This is a genomic window from Nocardia paucivorans NBRC 100373 (genome assembly GCF_000308675.1).
Lineage (GTDB): Bacteria > Actinomycetota > Actinomycetes > Mycobacteriales > Mycobacteriaceae > Nocardia > Nocardia paucivorans.
In genome coordinates, this window is the sequence record NZ_BAGE01000038.1 from 224,343 (window position 1) to 241,183 (window position 16,841).

Below are 16,841 nucleotides of genomic sequence, written 5' to 3' on the forward strand. Positions count from 1 at the left end.
CCGCGGCCCTGTTCGATTACCCCGGGTGCGGGAATCCTCGCCTACGAGGTCGGGACGGCCTGGTCGACCAGGCGCGCTTCGATGGCCTCGATGATGCGGGGACGGAGTTCGGCGGGGCGAATGATGGCGTCGACCGAACCGACCTCCACCGCGCGCTGGATATTGTGTACGCGGTCGAATTCCGCGGCCACCTCGCCCAGCTTCTCCGCACGGACCGACGAGCGGGTCTCGTCGAGTTCCGCGGTCAGGGCCGCCCGGTCGGTGCCGGTCGCGCTCGCGGCGCGCGCCTCCAGTTCCCGCACCCGCGGGTCGGCCGCGGTCCGCCGGTTGACCTCACCGGCGAACACCACCGCGGCGGCCGGGGCGCCACCGAGCACCGAGGCGAACGAACCCTCCAGCGCGAGCACGGTCATATTCGGGTTCAGCGCCTTCGAGAACACCACGAACGCGCCGCCGTGGTACCGGGAGATCACGCAGAACACGATGGGGCCGCGGAAGTTCACGATGGCCCGACCGATTTCCGCGCCGTACTCCAACTGCAGTTTCCGCATCGACTCCGGCGAGCCGTCGAAACCGGACAGGTTCGCCAGGACGACCAGCGGTCGGTTGCCGCTGGCCGCGTTGATCGCCCGCGCGGCTTTCTTCGACGACAACGGGAACAAGGTGCCCGCCGTGTAGGTGTCGGGGCCGTCGCTGGCCGTGAAACCGCGCCGCGGCACACTGTGGGACTCGATCCCCAGCAGGCACACCGGGATACCGCCGAGCCGAGCGTCCTGCACCACCGCGGTATCCGCGTCTGCCATACCCGCCCAGCGTTCCAGCACCGGGTGGTCCTGGTCGGCGAGGGCGCGCATCACGGTCCGAATATCGAAGGGCTTCTTGCGGTCCGGGTTGGCGGTGGTGGAGAAGATCTCGCCGACGGTGGTGAAATCGCTGTCCGCCGAGACATGTGGGAAATCGGAGATATCGCGGTTCACCGGGTCGCTGGTGCGCGACCGGCGCGGTGCCTGCTCACCGGGCGCCACGTAGGTGTGCTCGTAGTGCGCCATCAGCACATCCCGGGCGGCGGTCAGGTTCGGTGCCCAGTACTGCGCCTGCCCGTTCGGGCCCATCACCCGGTCGTAGCCGCCGATACCGAAGTTGTCCTCGGCCGAGACGCCGCCGGAGAAGTCCAGCGACTGCTTACCGGTGAGCACCATGGCCGAATCCGGGGTCATCACCAGGATGCCCTTGGTGTGCATGAGCATCGTCGCCTCGGCGTTCCAGTACGGCTGCGCCCCGACATTGATGCCCGCGACGACGATATTGATCTCGCCGCCGTCCTGAGTGAACTCCACGATCCGCTTGAGCGCGGCGGCCACCCAGTCCATGTTCTCGGTACCGGAGGTCATCGAGATCCGGGCACCGGAGGACAGCGCGTACCACTCCAGCGGGACCTGCATCCGCTCGGCGAGGTCCAGGGCGGCGATCACCCGACGGCACTCCGGCTCCGACAGCGCGCCCAGCGATTTGGTCGGATCGCCGAGCAACACCACCCGGGTGATGCCCTCCGGATGCTGCGGGGTGGGCGTGGTGACCACACCGGCGACGATCGCCGCCGTATTGTGCCCCTTTGGGCGGTCGACCGGCACCAGAACGTGATCGGCGTCGAGGTCGTATTCGGCGAACTCGCCGAGCAGACCGGTGAGTTCGTACGGGTAGACGGTATTGCGGCTCGCGGCGCGCAGCACCTTCTGCCGGTACTCGTCCAGCGGCTCGATCGGATCGGCGCTGCGTTCCCCGATGGTGATGGTTGTGCCGGTGGCCTCGAATCCGATCCGCACCGCGCGTTTGACCAGCTCACCGGTCCGCTAGGAGCGGTGCCGGGCGATGATCAGGATCTCCTCCAGACCGGCGCCCGCGGTGACCGGCTCGATGCGTTCGACAATGGTGTCGAACTCCGCCCGGGTGAGTTCGACCGGCGGCCAGATGTACATCACGATGCGGTTCGTCTGGTACCGCGCGGCGGCCGAACGCAGCGACCGCGCCCGACGAATCGAATCCAGGCAGGCGGCGATGGTGTTCTCCGCCGTCGGCAGCGAGAGCAACCGGCCGTCGTGGTCGCGCAAGGCGGTCAGGTCACGTACCTGCGTGAACGCGACGAGACGCTCGTCGGCCGGGTTCTCCTTCGCCACGCAACGGAAGAGGTAGACCTCCTCGTCCGAGGACGGCTGCCGGGTGAGGTCGAACTTGTGCAGCCGCTCGATCTGCATCCGCTGCGCGATGTACGGATGCAGGCCGCGGATCAGCCGTTCCTCGGTCATCCCGGTGGCCGACGGACGGAAGGTGAAGTGGTTGTGCATCACCGCACCGTTGCTTCCGGCCACCGTGGTGGTGATCCGGTGTACCTGGTTCGGCATGCGGCGCGCGGCGAGTACCTCCTGCAGCGCGGCGGCCATCGCGTCGAAGTCCTCGGGCTGCTTCTCCCAGCTCAGGTAGATATCGGCCTCGATGGACGCGGCGCCGCCGGTCAACTCGGCCAGACCGCGCAACGCGGTATCGAGGGCGTCGAACCGGACCGCGACCGAGACCAGGCTCGTGCCCTTGCGTTCGGCGATCACGAAGGTGCAACCGGCCGACTGCTCGGTGCGGACGTTGCTGAGTCCCTTGTTGCCGTAGTAGCGGCGGGTCAACACCTCCAGCATGACGGTGTTGTCCGCGCTGCCGCGGACCAGGCGCTGACCGAGCAACCGCACCAGCGGCTCGGTGCTGCGCACCATCTCGGCGATACGGTCGGCGCGGTCGGGGCTGTCCGGGTGCGCGTCCAGATGCCGCAGGTGCCGACGAACGGTGGTGTACACCTCGGCACGATTACGCCGCAGCAGCGGCTGACCGTACCAGGCGTACACCAGGCCGCGGGCGAGGTCGGCGATCACCGGGAAACGCACCTGCGTCGCGCCGATCAGCCGCTCCAGGGCCAGACCCACGGGCTCCCGCAACGCCCGCTCCGGCATCGGCTCCTGCAGCCATTCGCGCAGCAGGGTGGTGATGACCTCGACGGTGTCGGTCGGCCGCTGCTGGGCGAGGAAGATCCGGAAGACCGCGGCCTCGAGGGCGGGGGTGCGGTCCAGCTCGGTCACCCCGTAGTACCCGAGCGCCTTGGCGAGCTTGGTCTGATACGCCTCCGGCAGCCCGGCCCGTTCGACATCGAGGCTGCGCATGTAGGTGTGGAAGTATTCGCGGGCGCTGTGCACATGGCTCTGGCCGCTGCCGTCCTCGTCCCAGGGACGGTTGTGGCTCAGCTCGGCGAGATCGGCGAACACCTGGAAGAGTTCGACTTCCTCGGCCAGCGGCCTGCGATTGTCCGCCACGGCCTCCCGGCGGGCGGCGAGGTAGTCGCCGAGAACCCGGCGGTCGTCGTGCGGGTCGACGTCGAAGCCGAGCAGCAGACTGCGCAGGTCCTGCAGGCCGCGGTCCACTCGTTCGTGCGGCCGCGAGGGGGCGGGTTCGGCCGGCAGATCCAGCTCCACCGTCTCCACGGCCGCATTGTCGGCCTCGGCGCCCTCCTCGGCGAGCGGCTCCAGCCGCAGCAGCGGTGCGCCGGTCTCCACCTGGGTGCCGACGGAAACCGCGCATTCCTTCAACCGGGCACGGAACGGTGCACGCAGCACCGTTTCCATCTTCATGCTCTCCAGCACCAGCACGGGCGCGCCGGCCTCCACCTCGGCGCCGACCTCCAGCGGGGTGGCGACGACAAGGGCCGGAGCGGGGGAGCGGACGACCCCGCCCTCGTCCCGGCTGATCCGGTGCGTCACCCCGTCGACGTCGACCAGGTGGATCGGTCCGTGTGTGCCGGTGGTGAGGCGGTACCGGGTGCCGTTGACCACGGTCTGCCCGGTGTGGTGGTCGAAGCGTTCCAGATCGACATCGGCGGTGCGTAGCTCACCGCCCGCCTCGATGCCCACCCGGAATCGGTGCGCGCCCACACGGGCGACCCGGACCCGGTAGCCGACGCCGCGCAGTTTGAGGTCGTGCGGACGGCCGCTCTGATGCTGCACCTGCGGCCGGCCGCCGGCCGCCGTGGACAGCAGACGGTCCCGTTCGACCCGCTCTTCCTCCTCATAGGCGTCGATGGCGGCGGCGGCCACCGCGACGGCGGAGTGACGATGCGAGACGAGCCGGCCCTCACCGCGCACCCGGTCGATCCAGCCGGTGTCGGCGGTGGCGTCGATCACCTCGGGCTGGTCGAGCAGGTCGAGGACGAAGCTCTTGTTGGTCGCGCCGCCCTCGATGACCACGCGGGTCTGCACCATGGCGCGGCGCAACCGGCCCAGGGCCTCGTCGCGGTTGCGGCCGTAGGCGATGATCTTGGCGATCATGGAGTCGAAGTCGGCGGGGATGGTGTCGCCTTCGCTGACGCCGGTATCGACGCGGATACCGGGCCCGGCGGGCAGATCCAGGCGCACGATGCGGCCCGGGGCGGGCGCGAAATCGCGATCCGGGTCCTCGGCGTTGAGCCGCGCCTCGATGGCATGGCCGCGTTCGACCGGGGGCTCCCCTTCGAGTCGACCGCCGGAGGCCACGTGCAACTGCGCCCGGACCAGGTCGAAACCGGTGGTGGCCTCGGTGATCGGGTGCTCGACCTGCAGTCGGGTGTTGACCTCGAGGAATGCGAACAACTGTTCACCGGGGTGGTAGAGGAATTCGACGGTCGCCGCACCGCGGTATCCGACCGCGACCGCCAACCGTTCGGCCGAGGCCTTGAGGTCGGCGGTCTGTTCCGGGCTCAATACCGGCGACGCCGATTCCTCGATGATCTTCTGATTGCGCCGCTGCACCGAACAGTCGCGCACACCGAGCGCCCATGCGGTGCCCTGACCGTCCGCGATCACCTGCACCTCGACATGGCGGGCCCCGGTGACCAGCCGCTCCAGGAAGACGACGCCGCTGCCGAAGGCCCGCGCGGCTTCCTGTCGGGTGCGTTCGTAGGCGTCGACCAGTTCGGCCTCATTGGTGATCACCCGGATACCGCGGCCACCGCCACCCGCGGTCGCCTTGAGCATCAGCGGGTAGCCGATTTCGGTCGCGGCGGCCAGAGCGGCGTCGACGGATTCGACCGCCCCCCGGCTCCAGGGCGCCACCGGAACGCCGACCTCCTCGGCGATGAGCTTGGCGCCGATCTTGTCGCCGAGTTTGCGCATGGCCTCGGGGCTCGGGCCGATGAAGGTGACCCCGATCTGCTCGCACAGCTCCGCGAACGCCGGATCCTCCGCGACGAACCCCCATCCCACCCAGGCGGCATCGGCTCCGGTGGTCACCAAGACGCGCTCGAGCGCCTTCAGGTCCAGGTAGGGGCGCGCGGACGCCGGACCGAGATCGTAGGCGATATCGGCTTCCCGCACGAATGTCGCGTTCCGGTCCACATCGGTGTACAGCGCGACGGTTTCGATGGGTTGCGCGGTCTCCGCCGCCAAATCCCGGACAGCGTGGATAAGGCGCATTGCCGCCTCTCCCCGGTTCACGATCGCGATGCGATTGAACACTCGCCTGGCTCCCTTCCTCTCCAATGCGCCGGCCCGTTCTACGGGCGAGCCGATCGCGGCTCTGCGTAGTGTGCACCTCGAACCCGGATAAATGCACGGCACGCGGGTACTACTCGCCCGTATACCTCATCGGATCATCTGCTGCCGAGGGGTACCGATTGATCGTGGCATGGGGGTGGTGGTGTTATCGGCGCAGGTCCGACCTCATGCCGGGGCGCGTTGCCGGAGTTTGCCGGGACAGTGGCCCACCATTGCCGGTTTCGGACGGTCGTACGCCGTGTCGGACGATCCGAGCCGATCGGCGAAGTGGGCGTCACCTCGACGAATACCGAGGCGCATCGGCTCGTCGACCCTCTCGGTCGAGGAAGCGGCCGAACCACGCGGGTCCGGGCGCGGCCGGTGTTCGTCCGCCGAACGGTGCGCTCCGGCGAATTACCGCGACGAGACGACCACGGCAGCGAGGGCGGACACGAGGTGCGGTGCCGTCGGGTACCACCAACGTGGTACCCGACGATAGAATCGAGTGTGTGACCTATGAGTGGTGGTTCGGCGCCTTCACGGTCCTGGCGATGGCGGGGATCGAGCGACACGAGGTGATCGAGGTGCTCTACGCCGACCGCCGATGGCCGCGGCGCGCCGTCGACCCGGTGACCGGATTGACGGCATTGACCATCTGGGCCCGGACGGGCGACGGACGACCACTCATCGTGACACTTCGACCGCGAGACCACTTCGAGCATCAGATCGTCGCGGCTCGGCAGATGACCCCGGAGCAACTCGAAGAATTCGTCGCATGGGAGAAGACACAATGAGTGACCGATGGCCCGAGACCCCGGAGGACATGGCGGCCTTCGCCGCGCGTCTGGAATACACGGACGACCAGGTCGAGCTACCGCCGACACCCGGACCCACCGGCGTGATGGTGTCCCGGTCGGTGAAGATGCCGGCCGAGTTGGACAAGCGGCTCGAGACCGCCGCCGCCGATCGTGGTATCACGAAGTCGATGCTGATCCGCCAGCTGCTCGAGACCGGCCTGGTGACCTTGGAGCACGACCATCCGATATCCCTGACCGACGCCATCCGGGCACTGGCCGGTTTGCGAAGAACCGCCTGACACCGGATACCGCGGTGGCCGCATCGGTCGGTGTCGAGGGCCGGTGGCCGCTCGCATCCGCGGCGCGCTCGAATTCGCGGCGACCCGAGGCATGGCGAGGCCGAAATGGCGTGACAACTCGGTAGAGTGACCCCGTCTGCCAACGCCGTCACACACACGGAATTCGGATCACCATGAAATTCGGGCGACGTACATTCTTGTGCGGTGCGGGTATTGCCGGTGCCGCCCTCCTGGCGTCGACCCCGAGCGGGTGCGGTAACAGCGACGACGCGTTGACCTTCTTTTTCCAGGCCAATCCGGACGAGGCCGAGGGGCGGGCGCGGGTCATCGACGAGTTCACTCGCAGATATCCGGATATCGAGGTCCGGGCGGTGTTGTCGGGACCGGATCCGATGCAGCAGATGCTGACCTTCTGCGCGGGAGGAAAATGCCCGGACGTACTGATGGCCTGGGAGCAGACCTATGCATCACTGGCCGATCGTGGGGCGCTGCTCGATTTGCGCACGATGCTCGACCGGGACCGGGGTTTCGCCGAGGAGCTGGAAACCGAGAGTATCCCGGCGCTCTATGAAACATTCACCCTCGACGGGAAGCAGTACGCCCTCCCGGAACAGTGGTCGGGAAATTTTCTCTTCTACAACAGGGAAATATTCGCCGAAGCCGGGATCGCACCGCCTCGACGATGGGATGCGGCGTGGAGTTTCGCCGATTTCCTCGATATCACCAGGACTCTCACCGAACGTGACCGGACGGGTGCGGTGACCCGGTGGGGGTTCGTCGATACATGGGTTCCGTACTATTCGGCAGGATTGTTCGGTATGAACAACGGCGTCGAATGGGCGAGTCCGCGAGCCCGTCCGGATCACTGCAATTTCGCCGATCCTGCATTCGTCGAAGGTGTGCAATTCTACGCGGATCTGGCCAATGAACATCGGGTGGCACCGACCCCGACCGACCAGCAGTCCATCTCGACCATGGAGCTGTTCGCCCGGGGCGGGGCGGCGCTCGCCCTGGGCGGACACTGGCGGTACCGAACGTTCGCCGATACCGATGGCCTCGACTTCGACGTAACGGCTCTGCCGGCCGGACCGAAAAGCCATGGGGCACGGTCGAATATCGGCACCACCGGCCTTGCCATCGCGGCCGACAGCCCACGGCGGGAACAGGCCTGGGAATTCGTGAAGTTCGCCGCCGGACCGATCGGACAGGCCGTCATCGCCGAAACCGGTCTTTTCGTCCCGGTGCTGAAGTCGGCGGTGAACTCGCCCGGATTCGCCGCGGCGCATCCGGGAATGGAAAATCTCGCGATACTCACCGAGGGACCGGCGTATTCGGCTCCGCTGCCGGTCACACCCGTGTGGCCGCGAATCGATGCCCTGATGGACCGTAACTTCGGGCCGGTGCTCCGCGGCGCCGCCGCGGCGGCGTCGTTGCGGGACAGTCTTGCCCACGACACGGACGAGGTGTTGCGCAATCAATGATCGTCACCGGAGAACCACTCGTCGACGAACCCGCCGCACCGGAATCGTCCGGTCCCCGAAACCGTTCCGCGCTCACGCGTCGGCAGGCCCACGCCGCACGACTTTTCATCACCCCGAACCTTCTCGCGGTGGCGTTGTTCATGGTTTTCCCTCTGGGGTTTTCGCTGTATCTGAGCTTCCGGCAGTGGGATCTGTTCGGCCCGGCGCAATTCGTCGGAACGGACAACTTCCGCCGATTGTTCACCGGAGATCCGCTTTTCTATATCGCGTTGCGCAACACCGTCGTCTTCACGCTGGGAACCCTGATACCGACCGTGGTGATCGGACTCGTGGTCGCCGCGACGCTGAACCGGCGGATCCGGGGGATCGGTGTTTTCCGGACCGTGCTGTTCCTGCCGTTGGCGGTGTCGAGCGTGGTGATGGCCGTGGTCTGGCGGTTCGTATTCGACACCGACAACGGGCTGCTCAACATCATGTTGGGGTGGCTCGGTATCGGTCCCGTTCCCTGGCTGGTCGAGCCACGATGGGCCATGGTTTCGCTGTGTCTGGTCGGTATCTGGCGAAGCGTTCCGTTCGCCACCGTCGTCCTGCTCGCCGCCATGCAGGGGGTGCCGGAGAACCTGTACGAAGCGGCGAAGATCGATGGGGCCGGGGCGATACGGCGTTTCTTCTCGATCACCCTTCCCCTGATCCGAGGCGCCCTGTCGTTCGTCCTCGTGGTCTCCGTGGTCGGCTCGGTGCAGGCATTCGACCAGGTCTATGTCCTGACCGGCGGCCACGGTGGTCCCGAGACGGGAACATACGTCTTCGGCATCATGATCTTCCAGAACGCGTTCGCATTCGGTGATATCGGCTACGCGTCCGCCCTCGCCTGGGTGATCTTCGTGATTCTGTTGGCTCTGACCGTCGCGCAACTGCGGTTCGCGCGCGAGAACTCCTCGCAGGGATGATGTCGGCACCGGCCCGCCGACCCGGCCGTCGCGACCTCCTCCGCGCCGGTGCGCTCTATCTCGCGCTGACGGCCATGGCATGGTGTGCGTTGTTCCCGATTCTGTGGGCGCTGTCGGGTTCGCTGAAGAAGGAATCGGAGGTCACCGCACCGGTGCTGATTCCGTCGCATCCGCAATGGTCGAACTATGTCTCGGTATTCGAATCGATGCCGTTCGGGCGGATGTTCGTCAACACGCTCCTGTACGCCGGATGTATCACGGCCGGCCAGGTGTTCTTCTGCTCGCTGGCCGGATACGCGTTCGCCCGGCTTCCGTTCGCCGGGCGCGATGTGCTGTTCGTGGCCTACCTGGCCACGCTCATGGTGCCACTGACCGTGACCGTCATTCCCCGATTCATCCTCATGCGTGTTCTCGGCTGGACGGATACGCCGTGGGCGTTGCTCGTGCCCGGGCTGTTCGGTAGCGCTTTCGGCACCTATCTGATGCGACAGTTCTTCCGTACCCTTCCCGTCGAGCTCGAGGAGGCCGCCATACTCGACGGGTGTTCCCCGTGGCAGATCTATCGGCGAATACTGCTGCCCCATGCCAAACCGGCCGTCATGGTGCTGGCCGTACTCACCTGGGTCGAGGTGTGGAACGATTTCCTGTGGCCGCTGGTGATGATTCAACGGGATGACATCTCCACCGTCACCCTCGGCCTGGTCTGGATGCAAGGACAGTACGTCTCGAAGTGGCCGGTGTTGATGGCCGCGTCGATGCTGGTCGTGCTGCCGATGCTGATCATCTACGCCATTGCGCAGAAGGCGTTCGTCCGAGGTATCGCCATGTCCGGTTTCGGCGGGCGATGATCTCCGTCGAGCGGGCCCGCGGATGATTCGTTGCCCGCGGGCCGTGCTCTCGTCACCTCAATTCCCGACCAGGGTGATCGGCATCCCGTCCTTGGGGAACGGCAGGGAGTGATTGTCCATCGGCGGCACATACCCGGGATCGATGGTCCAGTGATACCGGCGCAGCAGCCGGTGCATGATCGCTTTGACCTCGAGACCGCCGAAATGCATTCCGATACATTTGTGCACGCCGCCGCCGAACGGCACCCAGGCGAATCGGTGCGACTTGTCCTCCCGACGTTCGGGACCGAACCGGTCGGGGTCGAAGGTCATCGGGTCGGTCCAGTAGTCCTCCATGAGGTGGGTGAACTGGACGGCCAGTGCGATATCGGTATCGGCGGGAATGCGAACACCTTGGACCACGGTATCGGTGACCGTGTACCGGACCAGCACCGGGACCGGGGCGCGCAACCGCAGCGCCTCGCGCATCACCAGGTCGAGCGAGACCAGACTCTCCAACTCGGCCGGTGACGGCTCGGGGCCGAGCGCGTACGCCTCGGCGCGGCAGCGCTCCTGCCACTGCGGGTGCTGTCCGAGATACTGCAGGATCGTGGAGGTGGTGATGGTCGATGTGTCGTGCGCCGCCATCATCAGGAAGATCATGTGGTTCACCACGTCCTCGTCGGAGAACCGTTCGCCGTCCTCGTTCTCGACATGGCAGAGCACCGAGAAGATATCGTCGGTCTGCCGGGCACGTTTGGTGGGCAGATAGTGGCGGAGGAAGTCCTCGAGCACCTTGCGGCCGCGGTAGGCCCGGCCCCACCGGGTGAACGGAATATCGGCGCGGATGATACCGGCGGCGGCCTGGACACAGTCGATGAACGCCTTGTTGACCCGGTCCATTTCGGCCCGATCGGTGTCCTGTGCTCCGCCCATGAACAGGTCTGCGGCGATATCGAGGGTGAGTTGCTTGAGCTTGCGGTACGCCGGGAACTCCGTGCCTTCCTCCCAGCTCGCCACGCCCTGCTCGATGGCGGGGTGCATCCGGCGGGTATAGGCCTCGAGCCGTGAGCGAGTGAACGCCTCTTGCATGATCCGCCGGTGCGCTTTGTGTTCCTCGAAGTCGAGGAGCATGAGACCGCGGTCGAAGAACGGGCCGACGAGCTGGGACCATGCCGGCCCGTTGGCGAATGCCTTGTCCTTGTTCTGCAGGGCCTCACCGCAGGCGTCGGGGCCGAGCAGCATCACCGCGTCTTTACCGAGTATGCGGAACGGAGCGACCGGACCGTAGCGCTCCCAGCGGCTGCGGCAGAGACCGACCGGGTTCCGGGCGTACTCCAGCATGTGCCCGACCACCGGGAGGCCCCGGTCGTCGCGGTGTCGGTTCGGGATCGGCCGCGAACTCGCGGCGGGCGCACCGGCCGCTTCCTCGCGTGGTTCCAGGGCTTTGGCCGTCATGGCTCACCTCTGTTCATGTGGTGTCGGTCACTCTTAGACTGATTCAGGAAGGGCGTCCTGTCAACCTTGGTTCGCGGGACTTCTGTGGCATGCTGGGGCCATGGCCGTGCAATCAGGGGTCTACCGGGGGGTCAGTGCCGCCGAGCGGGTGGCCGAACGTCGGGCCCGCCTGCTCGAGGCCGCCCTCACGGTATGGGCCTCCCCGGAAACGCGGACCACGATGACCGCCGTCTGTGCCGAGGCGGGTCTGAGCGAGCGGTATTTCTACGAAAGCTTCTCCGGGCTGGACGAATTGCTCGAGGCGGTGATGAACGGGATCGCGGTCGAGATCGAGGAGACCGGTCGGCGCGCCGCCGAGGACGCCGGCGCCGATCCGGAAGCGCGGATACACGCATCGATTCGCGCCTTCGTGCAGCTGTTGGTCGACGATCCTCGAAAAGGTCGGGTCGCCATCGTCGAGTCCGTCGCCATGCCGAAACTGCGGCAGCGCCGAACAGAACTTCTGCGTCACCTGGCCCACGAGGCGGCGCTCGAGGTGCGCAAGTCGCTCGGGCCCACCGATCGCAGCGAGCGCGAGGACGAGACCGCGGGCCTGCTGTTCGTCGGTGGTATGTCCGAACTCGTCACCGCATGGCTGGACGGCGCGGTGCAGGTATCCGCCGACGAGATCATCGATGCGGCGGTGCGCGCGCTGCTCGGTCTCTACCGATGACGGGCCACTATCGCCGCCGAATGTGTCCGTGTTACGCCCGCGGGCAACTTTCTCATCCGTTTCTCAGCGTTTCCTGAGAATTCGGAAGCATTGGGCCCATTATGGTTCCGGCGGTGCCGGGATGGCCGGTGGGTGTGGTGAGTGAAGGGATCAGGCGTGGCGCGCAAAGTTGTTGTGACCATGGTGGACGACCTCGATGCGGAAACCGTTGCCGCTGAGACGGTGTCGTTCGGTATTGATGGGGTGATGTTCGAGATCGACCTGTCCGAGGCCAATGCGGCCGAGTTGCGGGCCGTGCTCGGCAAATGGACGCCCTTCGCGCGCAAGGTAGGTGGCGCGCGTCGCGCTCGGCGGGAGCGGTCCGGCCGCTCGGCGTCGGCGCGAACCATTCGGGAATGGGCTCGACGCAATGGGCACGAGGTGCCGCAACGCGGTCGTATTCCCGCCCGGGTGGTGAACGCATACCAGCACGCGATGGGATGACGGTCGCGAAGACGCGGTGATGGAAGCCGCCGTGTTCTTCGGATACGGTTGGTCGGACGGTGGATCGACCGAGTGCAGGAGGCGGGGTATGCATCCCTTCCGGGCGGCCGTGGAGGCCCGCAACGAGGCCGCGATGGAAGCATTGCTGGCCGACAATGTGGTCTTCACCAGTCCGGTGGCGTTCACGCCATACCCGGGCAAGGCGATCACCGCCGCCATCCTGCGCGCGGTGACCCGGGTGTTCGAGGATTTCCGCTACGTGCGCGAGATCGCCGACGCCGGGGGACGCGATCATGCCCTCGTCTTCGAGGCCACCGTGGATGGTAAGCAGTTGACCGGCTGCGATTTCCTGCATGTCGACGAGCACGGCAAGATCGACGACTTCATGGTCATGGTCCGGCCGCTGTCGGCGGCGCGGGCGCTGGCCGATCGTATGGGTGAGCAATTCGAGCGGATCAAGACCGAGGCCGCCGCGCAGCTCGAACGGAAAACCACCGGAACGTGAGCAAGGGATCTCGGCCGTGACGCGCGTCGGCGGCCGCGCTGTTCGTTCCCCGGCGAGCGCGGCCGCGCCATGTTCTCGTATCGGTGCCGTTCGGCGGGCGCGGTTACGGCAGGGCGAGCCAACCCTTGTTCTCGTGCACCGTGACCACGGCGATGAGATCGGCGTAAGGGGCGGATCCCAGTATCAGCCGGTGGCCCAGCCGAGCCAGGGAAAGTCGCATGCCGTATTTGACCCGCATGCCTTCCTGCACGGTGTCGAACAGCGGTCCGCCGGAGACGAGTTCGACGAGGCCCTGGTGTTGCCGTGAGCCGAGCGCCGGCCTTCCGAGCCGGTCACCGGCCTGCACGATGACCCGTCGATCGGTCCGCATCCGCTGGGCCTCCGGTGACCAGGAGGACAGGCGAAACGCCGCTCGTCCTTGTCCGATCGGAACCACCAGCCGGGTCAACGTTTCCCATCGATTCGGTGCGGCCTCGCGCGTCACCAAGATCGTCTCGGCATCCCACCACAGCGAACCCGGATACCAGTCGGTCGAGCGTGCGGGGCTGCGCTGCGGTAGGTTCTCCTTTGGCTGAGGCAAAAAATCTGTATTAGTGGCCATAGATTCTATGTAGCACCGGACTTGGGTTCGAACAAGCGTGACGCTGGTGACAGCGTGATCGCCTCTGTCCGCCGTCGCTCGGGAGCGGGTCAGCCCTGGAGCAGGGACTGCATCCGGGTGATCTCGTCCTGCTGGGTTTCGATGATCTGCCGGGCCAGGTCCTCGGCCTCGGGATTGCTGCCCTCGGTGAGTTCGGTACGCGCCATATCGACCGCGCCTCGGTGATGGGCGATCATTCCGGTCAACCACAGCCGATCGAACTCGGCCCCGGTGGCCGCTTCGAGGCGATCCATCTGTTCGTCGGTCATCATTCCCGGCATCATCGGGGTGTCACCGTGATCCATCCCGTCGTGTTCGTCGGTGGGCGGGGCGGCGACGCCCCAGCTCCGCAGCCAGGTGGTCATGGTCGTGATTTCCGGCTCTTGGGCGGCCCGGATACGGTTCGCCAGATCCAGGATCCGCGGATCGGTCGATCGCGACGGCACCAATGCCGCCATCTCGATCGCTTGCCGATGGTGCGGAATCATCTCCTGGGCGAAGGCGATATCGGCGTCGTTGTGCTTCTCGGTTCGCGCGGCACTCGTGTCCGGGGTGGCCGATGTGGCCGTGACGGGGTGTCGGTCGTGACCGGTGGAACCGTCGTCGCCGCAGCCGGTCAGTACTGCGACGCAGGCCAGGGCTGCCGGAACGACCGAGATCAGGATCTTGCGGGACATGAGCAACTCCTGTGGGTGTGCGGGCGAGCGGGATATGCCGCAACCCGGCGAACGCGCCGGATACGACAGGCGTCGATCGCTGCCACGATACGCATCGGAGATCGATATCGACGGAACCCGGGCAACCCCGTCCGTCCGCGCTGTGTGCTCGTCCGTGCTTGTGCGATGGCGAGAGCGTTCGGGCCGGTCGCCGGCGACGAACACTGGGGCATCTCCGGCCGGAGCACTACGAATCCACCGGTCCGGTCGTCCTGGTGCACCGGTGGACTCCGTGGTGTTTTTCAGGGATGCGCGGGTTTCTGCCGGACGAACATCAGGACCGGGAGGGCGGTCACGAGCAGCACCACGCCGGCAGCGGCGAGCGCGAGATGGTCGGCACTCGTGAACGCCTCGCGCACCGCGTGCGCGACCTGATCGGCCTGCGCTGCCGGTAGTGCGGTGGTCGAGGCGTTGCCCTCGGTGGCGGCATCGACGATCTTGTCGACGGCGGCGTCGGGCAGGTTCTTCCGGTGTAGTTCATCGGCGAGATCGATGGCGAACCGTGTGGTCAGGATGGTGCCGAGAATGCCGGCGCCCAGGACGTTGCCGACCTGGCGAAACATATTGACCGCGGCCCCGGCCATTCCGGCTCGCTCCGGGGAAACGCTGATGACGGCGGCGGCGGTGGAAGGTGCCACGAGCATGCCGCTGCCGATGCCGACCAGCAGTAGACCGGGCCAGACCCGCAGAAAGTCGGGTTCGGGTGGACTGATCAGCAAGGTGAAGACGCCGACGGCCATGACGAGCAGACCCACGGCGAGCATGGTCTTGAACCCGACACGATGGACGAGGCGACCGGCCGCGGCGCTGACGACGATGAACGGCACGAACATCACCAGCAGGCGGACTCCCGCGCCGAGCGGAGTCGTTTCCTGAACGTGCTGCAGGTAGAGCACGGTCACCAGCGCGGTCCCGGTGAACCCGAACAGGGCGATGGTGGCGACGGCCATTACGGCACCGAAGGATGCCGAACGGAACAGTTCGACGTCGAGCATCGGGTCGGGATGGCGGGCTTCGTATCGGATGAAGAGCACGAGGGCGAGTACCAGCACGCCATAGGCGGGGAGGATACGGCCTGCGATGTAACCCGAGGCTCCTCCCTCGATCACCACATAGGTCAGCGCGGCGATCGTGAGCGTGCCCAATGCGATACCGACCGGGTCGAGTGCACGATCGGCCTGCCGACTTTCGGTCACCACGGTCACGGCGCCGATCAACGCCAGAACTCCCAGGACCACATTGATCAGGTAGATGGAATGCCAGGAGAAGACGTTGAGCAGCGCGCCCGCGACGAGCGGACCGACGGCGAGGCCGAGGCCGGAACTACCTGCCCAGACACTTATCGCCTCGGTGCGTTCCCGTGGGTCGGTGAAGGCATGGCCGACGATGGCCAGACCGGCGGGCAGGACCATGGCGCCGCCCACCCCCATGACGATCTGCGCGCCGATCAATGTGGGGGTGCTGTGCGCGGTGAACGCCGCTGCGCTCCCCGCGCCGAAGAGCGTCGCGCCCGCGGCGAAGACGAGTCGACGGCCGATGAGATCGCCGAGGGTGCCGGCGCCGAGTATCAGACTCGCCACGACCAGGATGTAGGCACTGCTGATCCACACGGATGCGGCGGAATCGGAGTGCAGATCGGCCTGGATCTCGGCCAGACCGCCGATGGTCGACGAAACATTGACGAAGGTCATCATCGTGCCGACGCAGACCACGGCCAGGGCCAACCGCCGCCGGCGTGGGCCGGTGTCGGCCTCGGGTAGGTCGTCGGTGGTCTCGGAAGGCTCGTGAACGGCCGATTCGGGTTGGCTCATGAGGAACTGTGTCTTTCTGAGAAGTGGCGCGGATATCCGGGGTGGTCGGGTCCCGGACCACCGGACTCGTCGGCTTCGGCGGGCGGGTGGCCCACGGTTCGCCGACGAACGCGCGGTTTCGGCGTCCTCGAGGGCTCATCCACTCGCCGAGATGTTTCGGTGGTGAAGGCGCATGTGGTTCGCACGGAAGGAAACGGACTCGGAAGCCGCGGCCGCGACGAAGTTACCGTACCGATCGGTCTGTAATATCCCCGCTTATGGGAAGGTGGGGTAGGTTGTCGACTCGACGGTCGACGAGGTGCCCGGGTATTACGCGCGATGGCCGCCCGACTGTGGGAATATGAGCGGCGCCAAGTGGCGGCGGGTGACCGGAAGGAAGATGCCCTCACCGCCGCTGTGGCGCGCGCTGACCCCGCTGTGGCCGGTGGTTCACCCTCTACGTGTGGTTGCTGCAGGCCGCGTGGCGACTGTTGCCGGATTGGTTGTCGTTACAGTTACCCGATTGCAGTACGAGAAGCTCGTCCGCCTGCGGCGCGAATACCGCCTCGAATCCTTCGCCGTGCCGAAGGGACAGTGACGGTGTCCGGCCCGCAGCCCTCGCCGTCGGTCGAAGGACCGGTCC

The 16,841-nt window shown here is 66.6% G+C and carries 13 protein-coding genes and 1 pseudogene; 9 read left to right on the forward strand and 5 right to left on the reverse strand.

All coding sequences use genetic code 11. The features are described 5' to 3' along the window. Positions 1 to 41 precede the first annotated feature (41 nt). Positions 42 to 5,522: pseudogene (locus ON32_RS10375) on the reverse strand (ATP-binding protein). Between the two features lie 527 nt (positions 5,523 to 6,049). Here ON32_RS10375 and ON32_RS10380 point away from each other — a divergent pair. The 5 genes from ON32_RS10380 (at position 6,050) to ON32_RS10400 (ending at position 9,915) form a co-directional block, all read left to right on the forward strand. Continuing rightward, the gene (locus ON32_RS10380; RefSeq protein WP_040790676.1) at positions 6,050 to 6,334 is read left to right on the forward strand and encodes a hypothetical protein; all 285 of its coding nucleotides are present in this window, start codon (positions 6,050 to 6,052) and stop codon (positions 6,332 to 6,334) included. Beyond that, entirely contained in the window at positions 6,331 to 6,636 is a 306-nt protein-coding gene (locus ON32_RS10385) for a ribbon-helix-helix protein, CopG family (RefSeq protein WP_040790595.1), read from the forward strand. The genes ON32_RS10380 and ON32_RS10385 overlap by 4 nt, the downstream gene beginning before the upstream one ends. A gap of 173 nt (positions 6,637 to 6,809) precedes the next feature. After that, positions 6,810 to 8,117 carry an ABC transporter substrate-binding protein gene (locus tag ON32_RS10390; RefSeq protein WP_040790596.1) on the forward strand — a complete coding sequence of 436 codons (1,308 nt, stop codon included), beginning with the start codon at positions 6,810 to 6,812 and terminating at the stop codon, positions 8,115 to 8,117. Beyond that, positions 8,114 to 9,067: a carbohydrate ABC transporter permease gene (locus ON32_RS10395; protein WP_040790597.1), complete on the forward strand. Its 954-nt coding sequence runs from the start codon at positions 8,114 to 8,116 to the stop codon at positions 9,065 to 9,067. Before ON32_RS10390 ends, ON32_RS10395 begins: the two co-directional genes overlap by 4 nt. Further along, entirely contained in the window at positions 9,067 to 9,915 is an 849-nt protein-coding gene (locus ON32_RS10400; RefSeq protein ID WP_040790598.1) for a carbohydrate ABC transporter permease, read from the forward strand. Before ON32_RS10395 ends, ON32_RS10400 begins: the two co-directional genes overlap by 1 nt. Before the next feature lie 57 nt (positions 9,916 to 9,972). Here the strand turns inward: ON32_RS10400 and ON32_RS10405 are convergent, their stop codons facing one another. After that, a complete protein-coding gene (locus ON32_RS10405) occupies positions 9,973 to 11,352 on the reverse strand; it encodes a cytochrome P450 (protein WP_040790599.1) in 1,380 nt (459 codons plus the stop codon). 100 nt (positions 11,353 to 11,452) lie between these two features. On the opposite strand from ON32_RS10405, the gene ON32_RS10410 reads away from it, so the two are divergent. From ON32_RS10410 to ON32_RS10420, 3 genes are all read left to right on the forward strand, one after another. Further along, the gene (locus ON32_RS10410; protein ID WP_040790600.1) at positions 11,453 to 12,064 is read left to right on the forward strand and encodes a TetR/AcrR family transcriptional regulator; all 612 of its coding nucleotides are present in this window, start codon (positions 11,453 to 11,455) and stop codon (positions 12,062 to 12,064) included. 156 nt (positions 12,065 to 12,220) lie between these two features. Next, the gene (locus ON32_RS10415) at positions 12,221 to 12,547 is read left to right on the forward strand and encodes a histone-like nucleoid-structuring protein Lsr2 (RefSeq protein WP_040790601.1); all 327 of its coding nucleotides are present in this window, start codon (positions 12,221 to 12,223) and stop codon (positions 12,545 to 12,547) included. Between the two features lie 88 nt (positions 12,548 to 12,635). After that, positions 12,636 to 13,052: a nuclear transport factor 2 family protein gene (locus ON32_RS10420; protein ID WP_040790602.1), complete on the forward strand. Its 417-nt coding sequence runs from the start codon at positions 12,636 to 12,638 to the stop codon at positions 13,050 to 13,052. 103 nt (positions 13,053 to 13,155) lie between these two features. Here ON32_RS10420 and ON32_RS10425 read toward each other — a convergent pair whose 3' ends face one another. The 3 genes from ON32_RS10425 to ON32_RS10435 all read right to left on the reverse strand — a co-directional run bounded on the left by ON32_RS10425 (position 13,156) and on the right by ON32_RS10435 (position 16,219). After that, on the reverse strand, positions 13,156 to 13,632 hold the full coding sequence (locus ON32_RS10425; protein ID WP_157224151.1) for a hypothetical protein: 477 nt from the start codon (positions 13,630 to 13,632) through the stop codon (positions 13,156 to 13,158). A 110-nt stretch (positions 13,633 to 13,742) separates the two neighbouring features. After that, a complete protein-coding gene (locus ON32_RS10430) occupies positions 13,743 to 14,369 on the reverse strand; it encodes a DUF305 domain-containing protein (protein WP_040790678.1) in 627 nt (208 codons plus the stop codon). Between the two features lie 281 nt (positions 14,370 to 14,650). Continuing rightward, positions 14,651 to 16,219, reverse strand: a complete 1,569-nt coding sequence (locus ON32_RS10435; RefSeq protein WP_083874284.1) for an MFS transporter — start codon at positions 16,217 to 16,219, stop codon at positions 14,651 to 14,653. Positions 16,220 to 16,559: 340 nt separating this feature from the next. Here ON32_RS10435 and ON32_RS28800 point away from each other — a divergent pair, with 340 nt between their 5' ends. Continuing rightward, the gene (locus ON32_RS28800) at positions 16,560 to 16,796 is read left to right on the forward strand and encodes a hypothetical protein (protein WP_157224152.1); all 237 of its coding nucleotides are present in this window, start codon (positions 16,560 to 16,562) and stop codon (positions 16,794 to 16,796) included. The last annotated feature ends 45 nt before the right edge of the window (positions 16,797 to 16,841 follow it).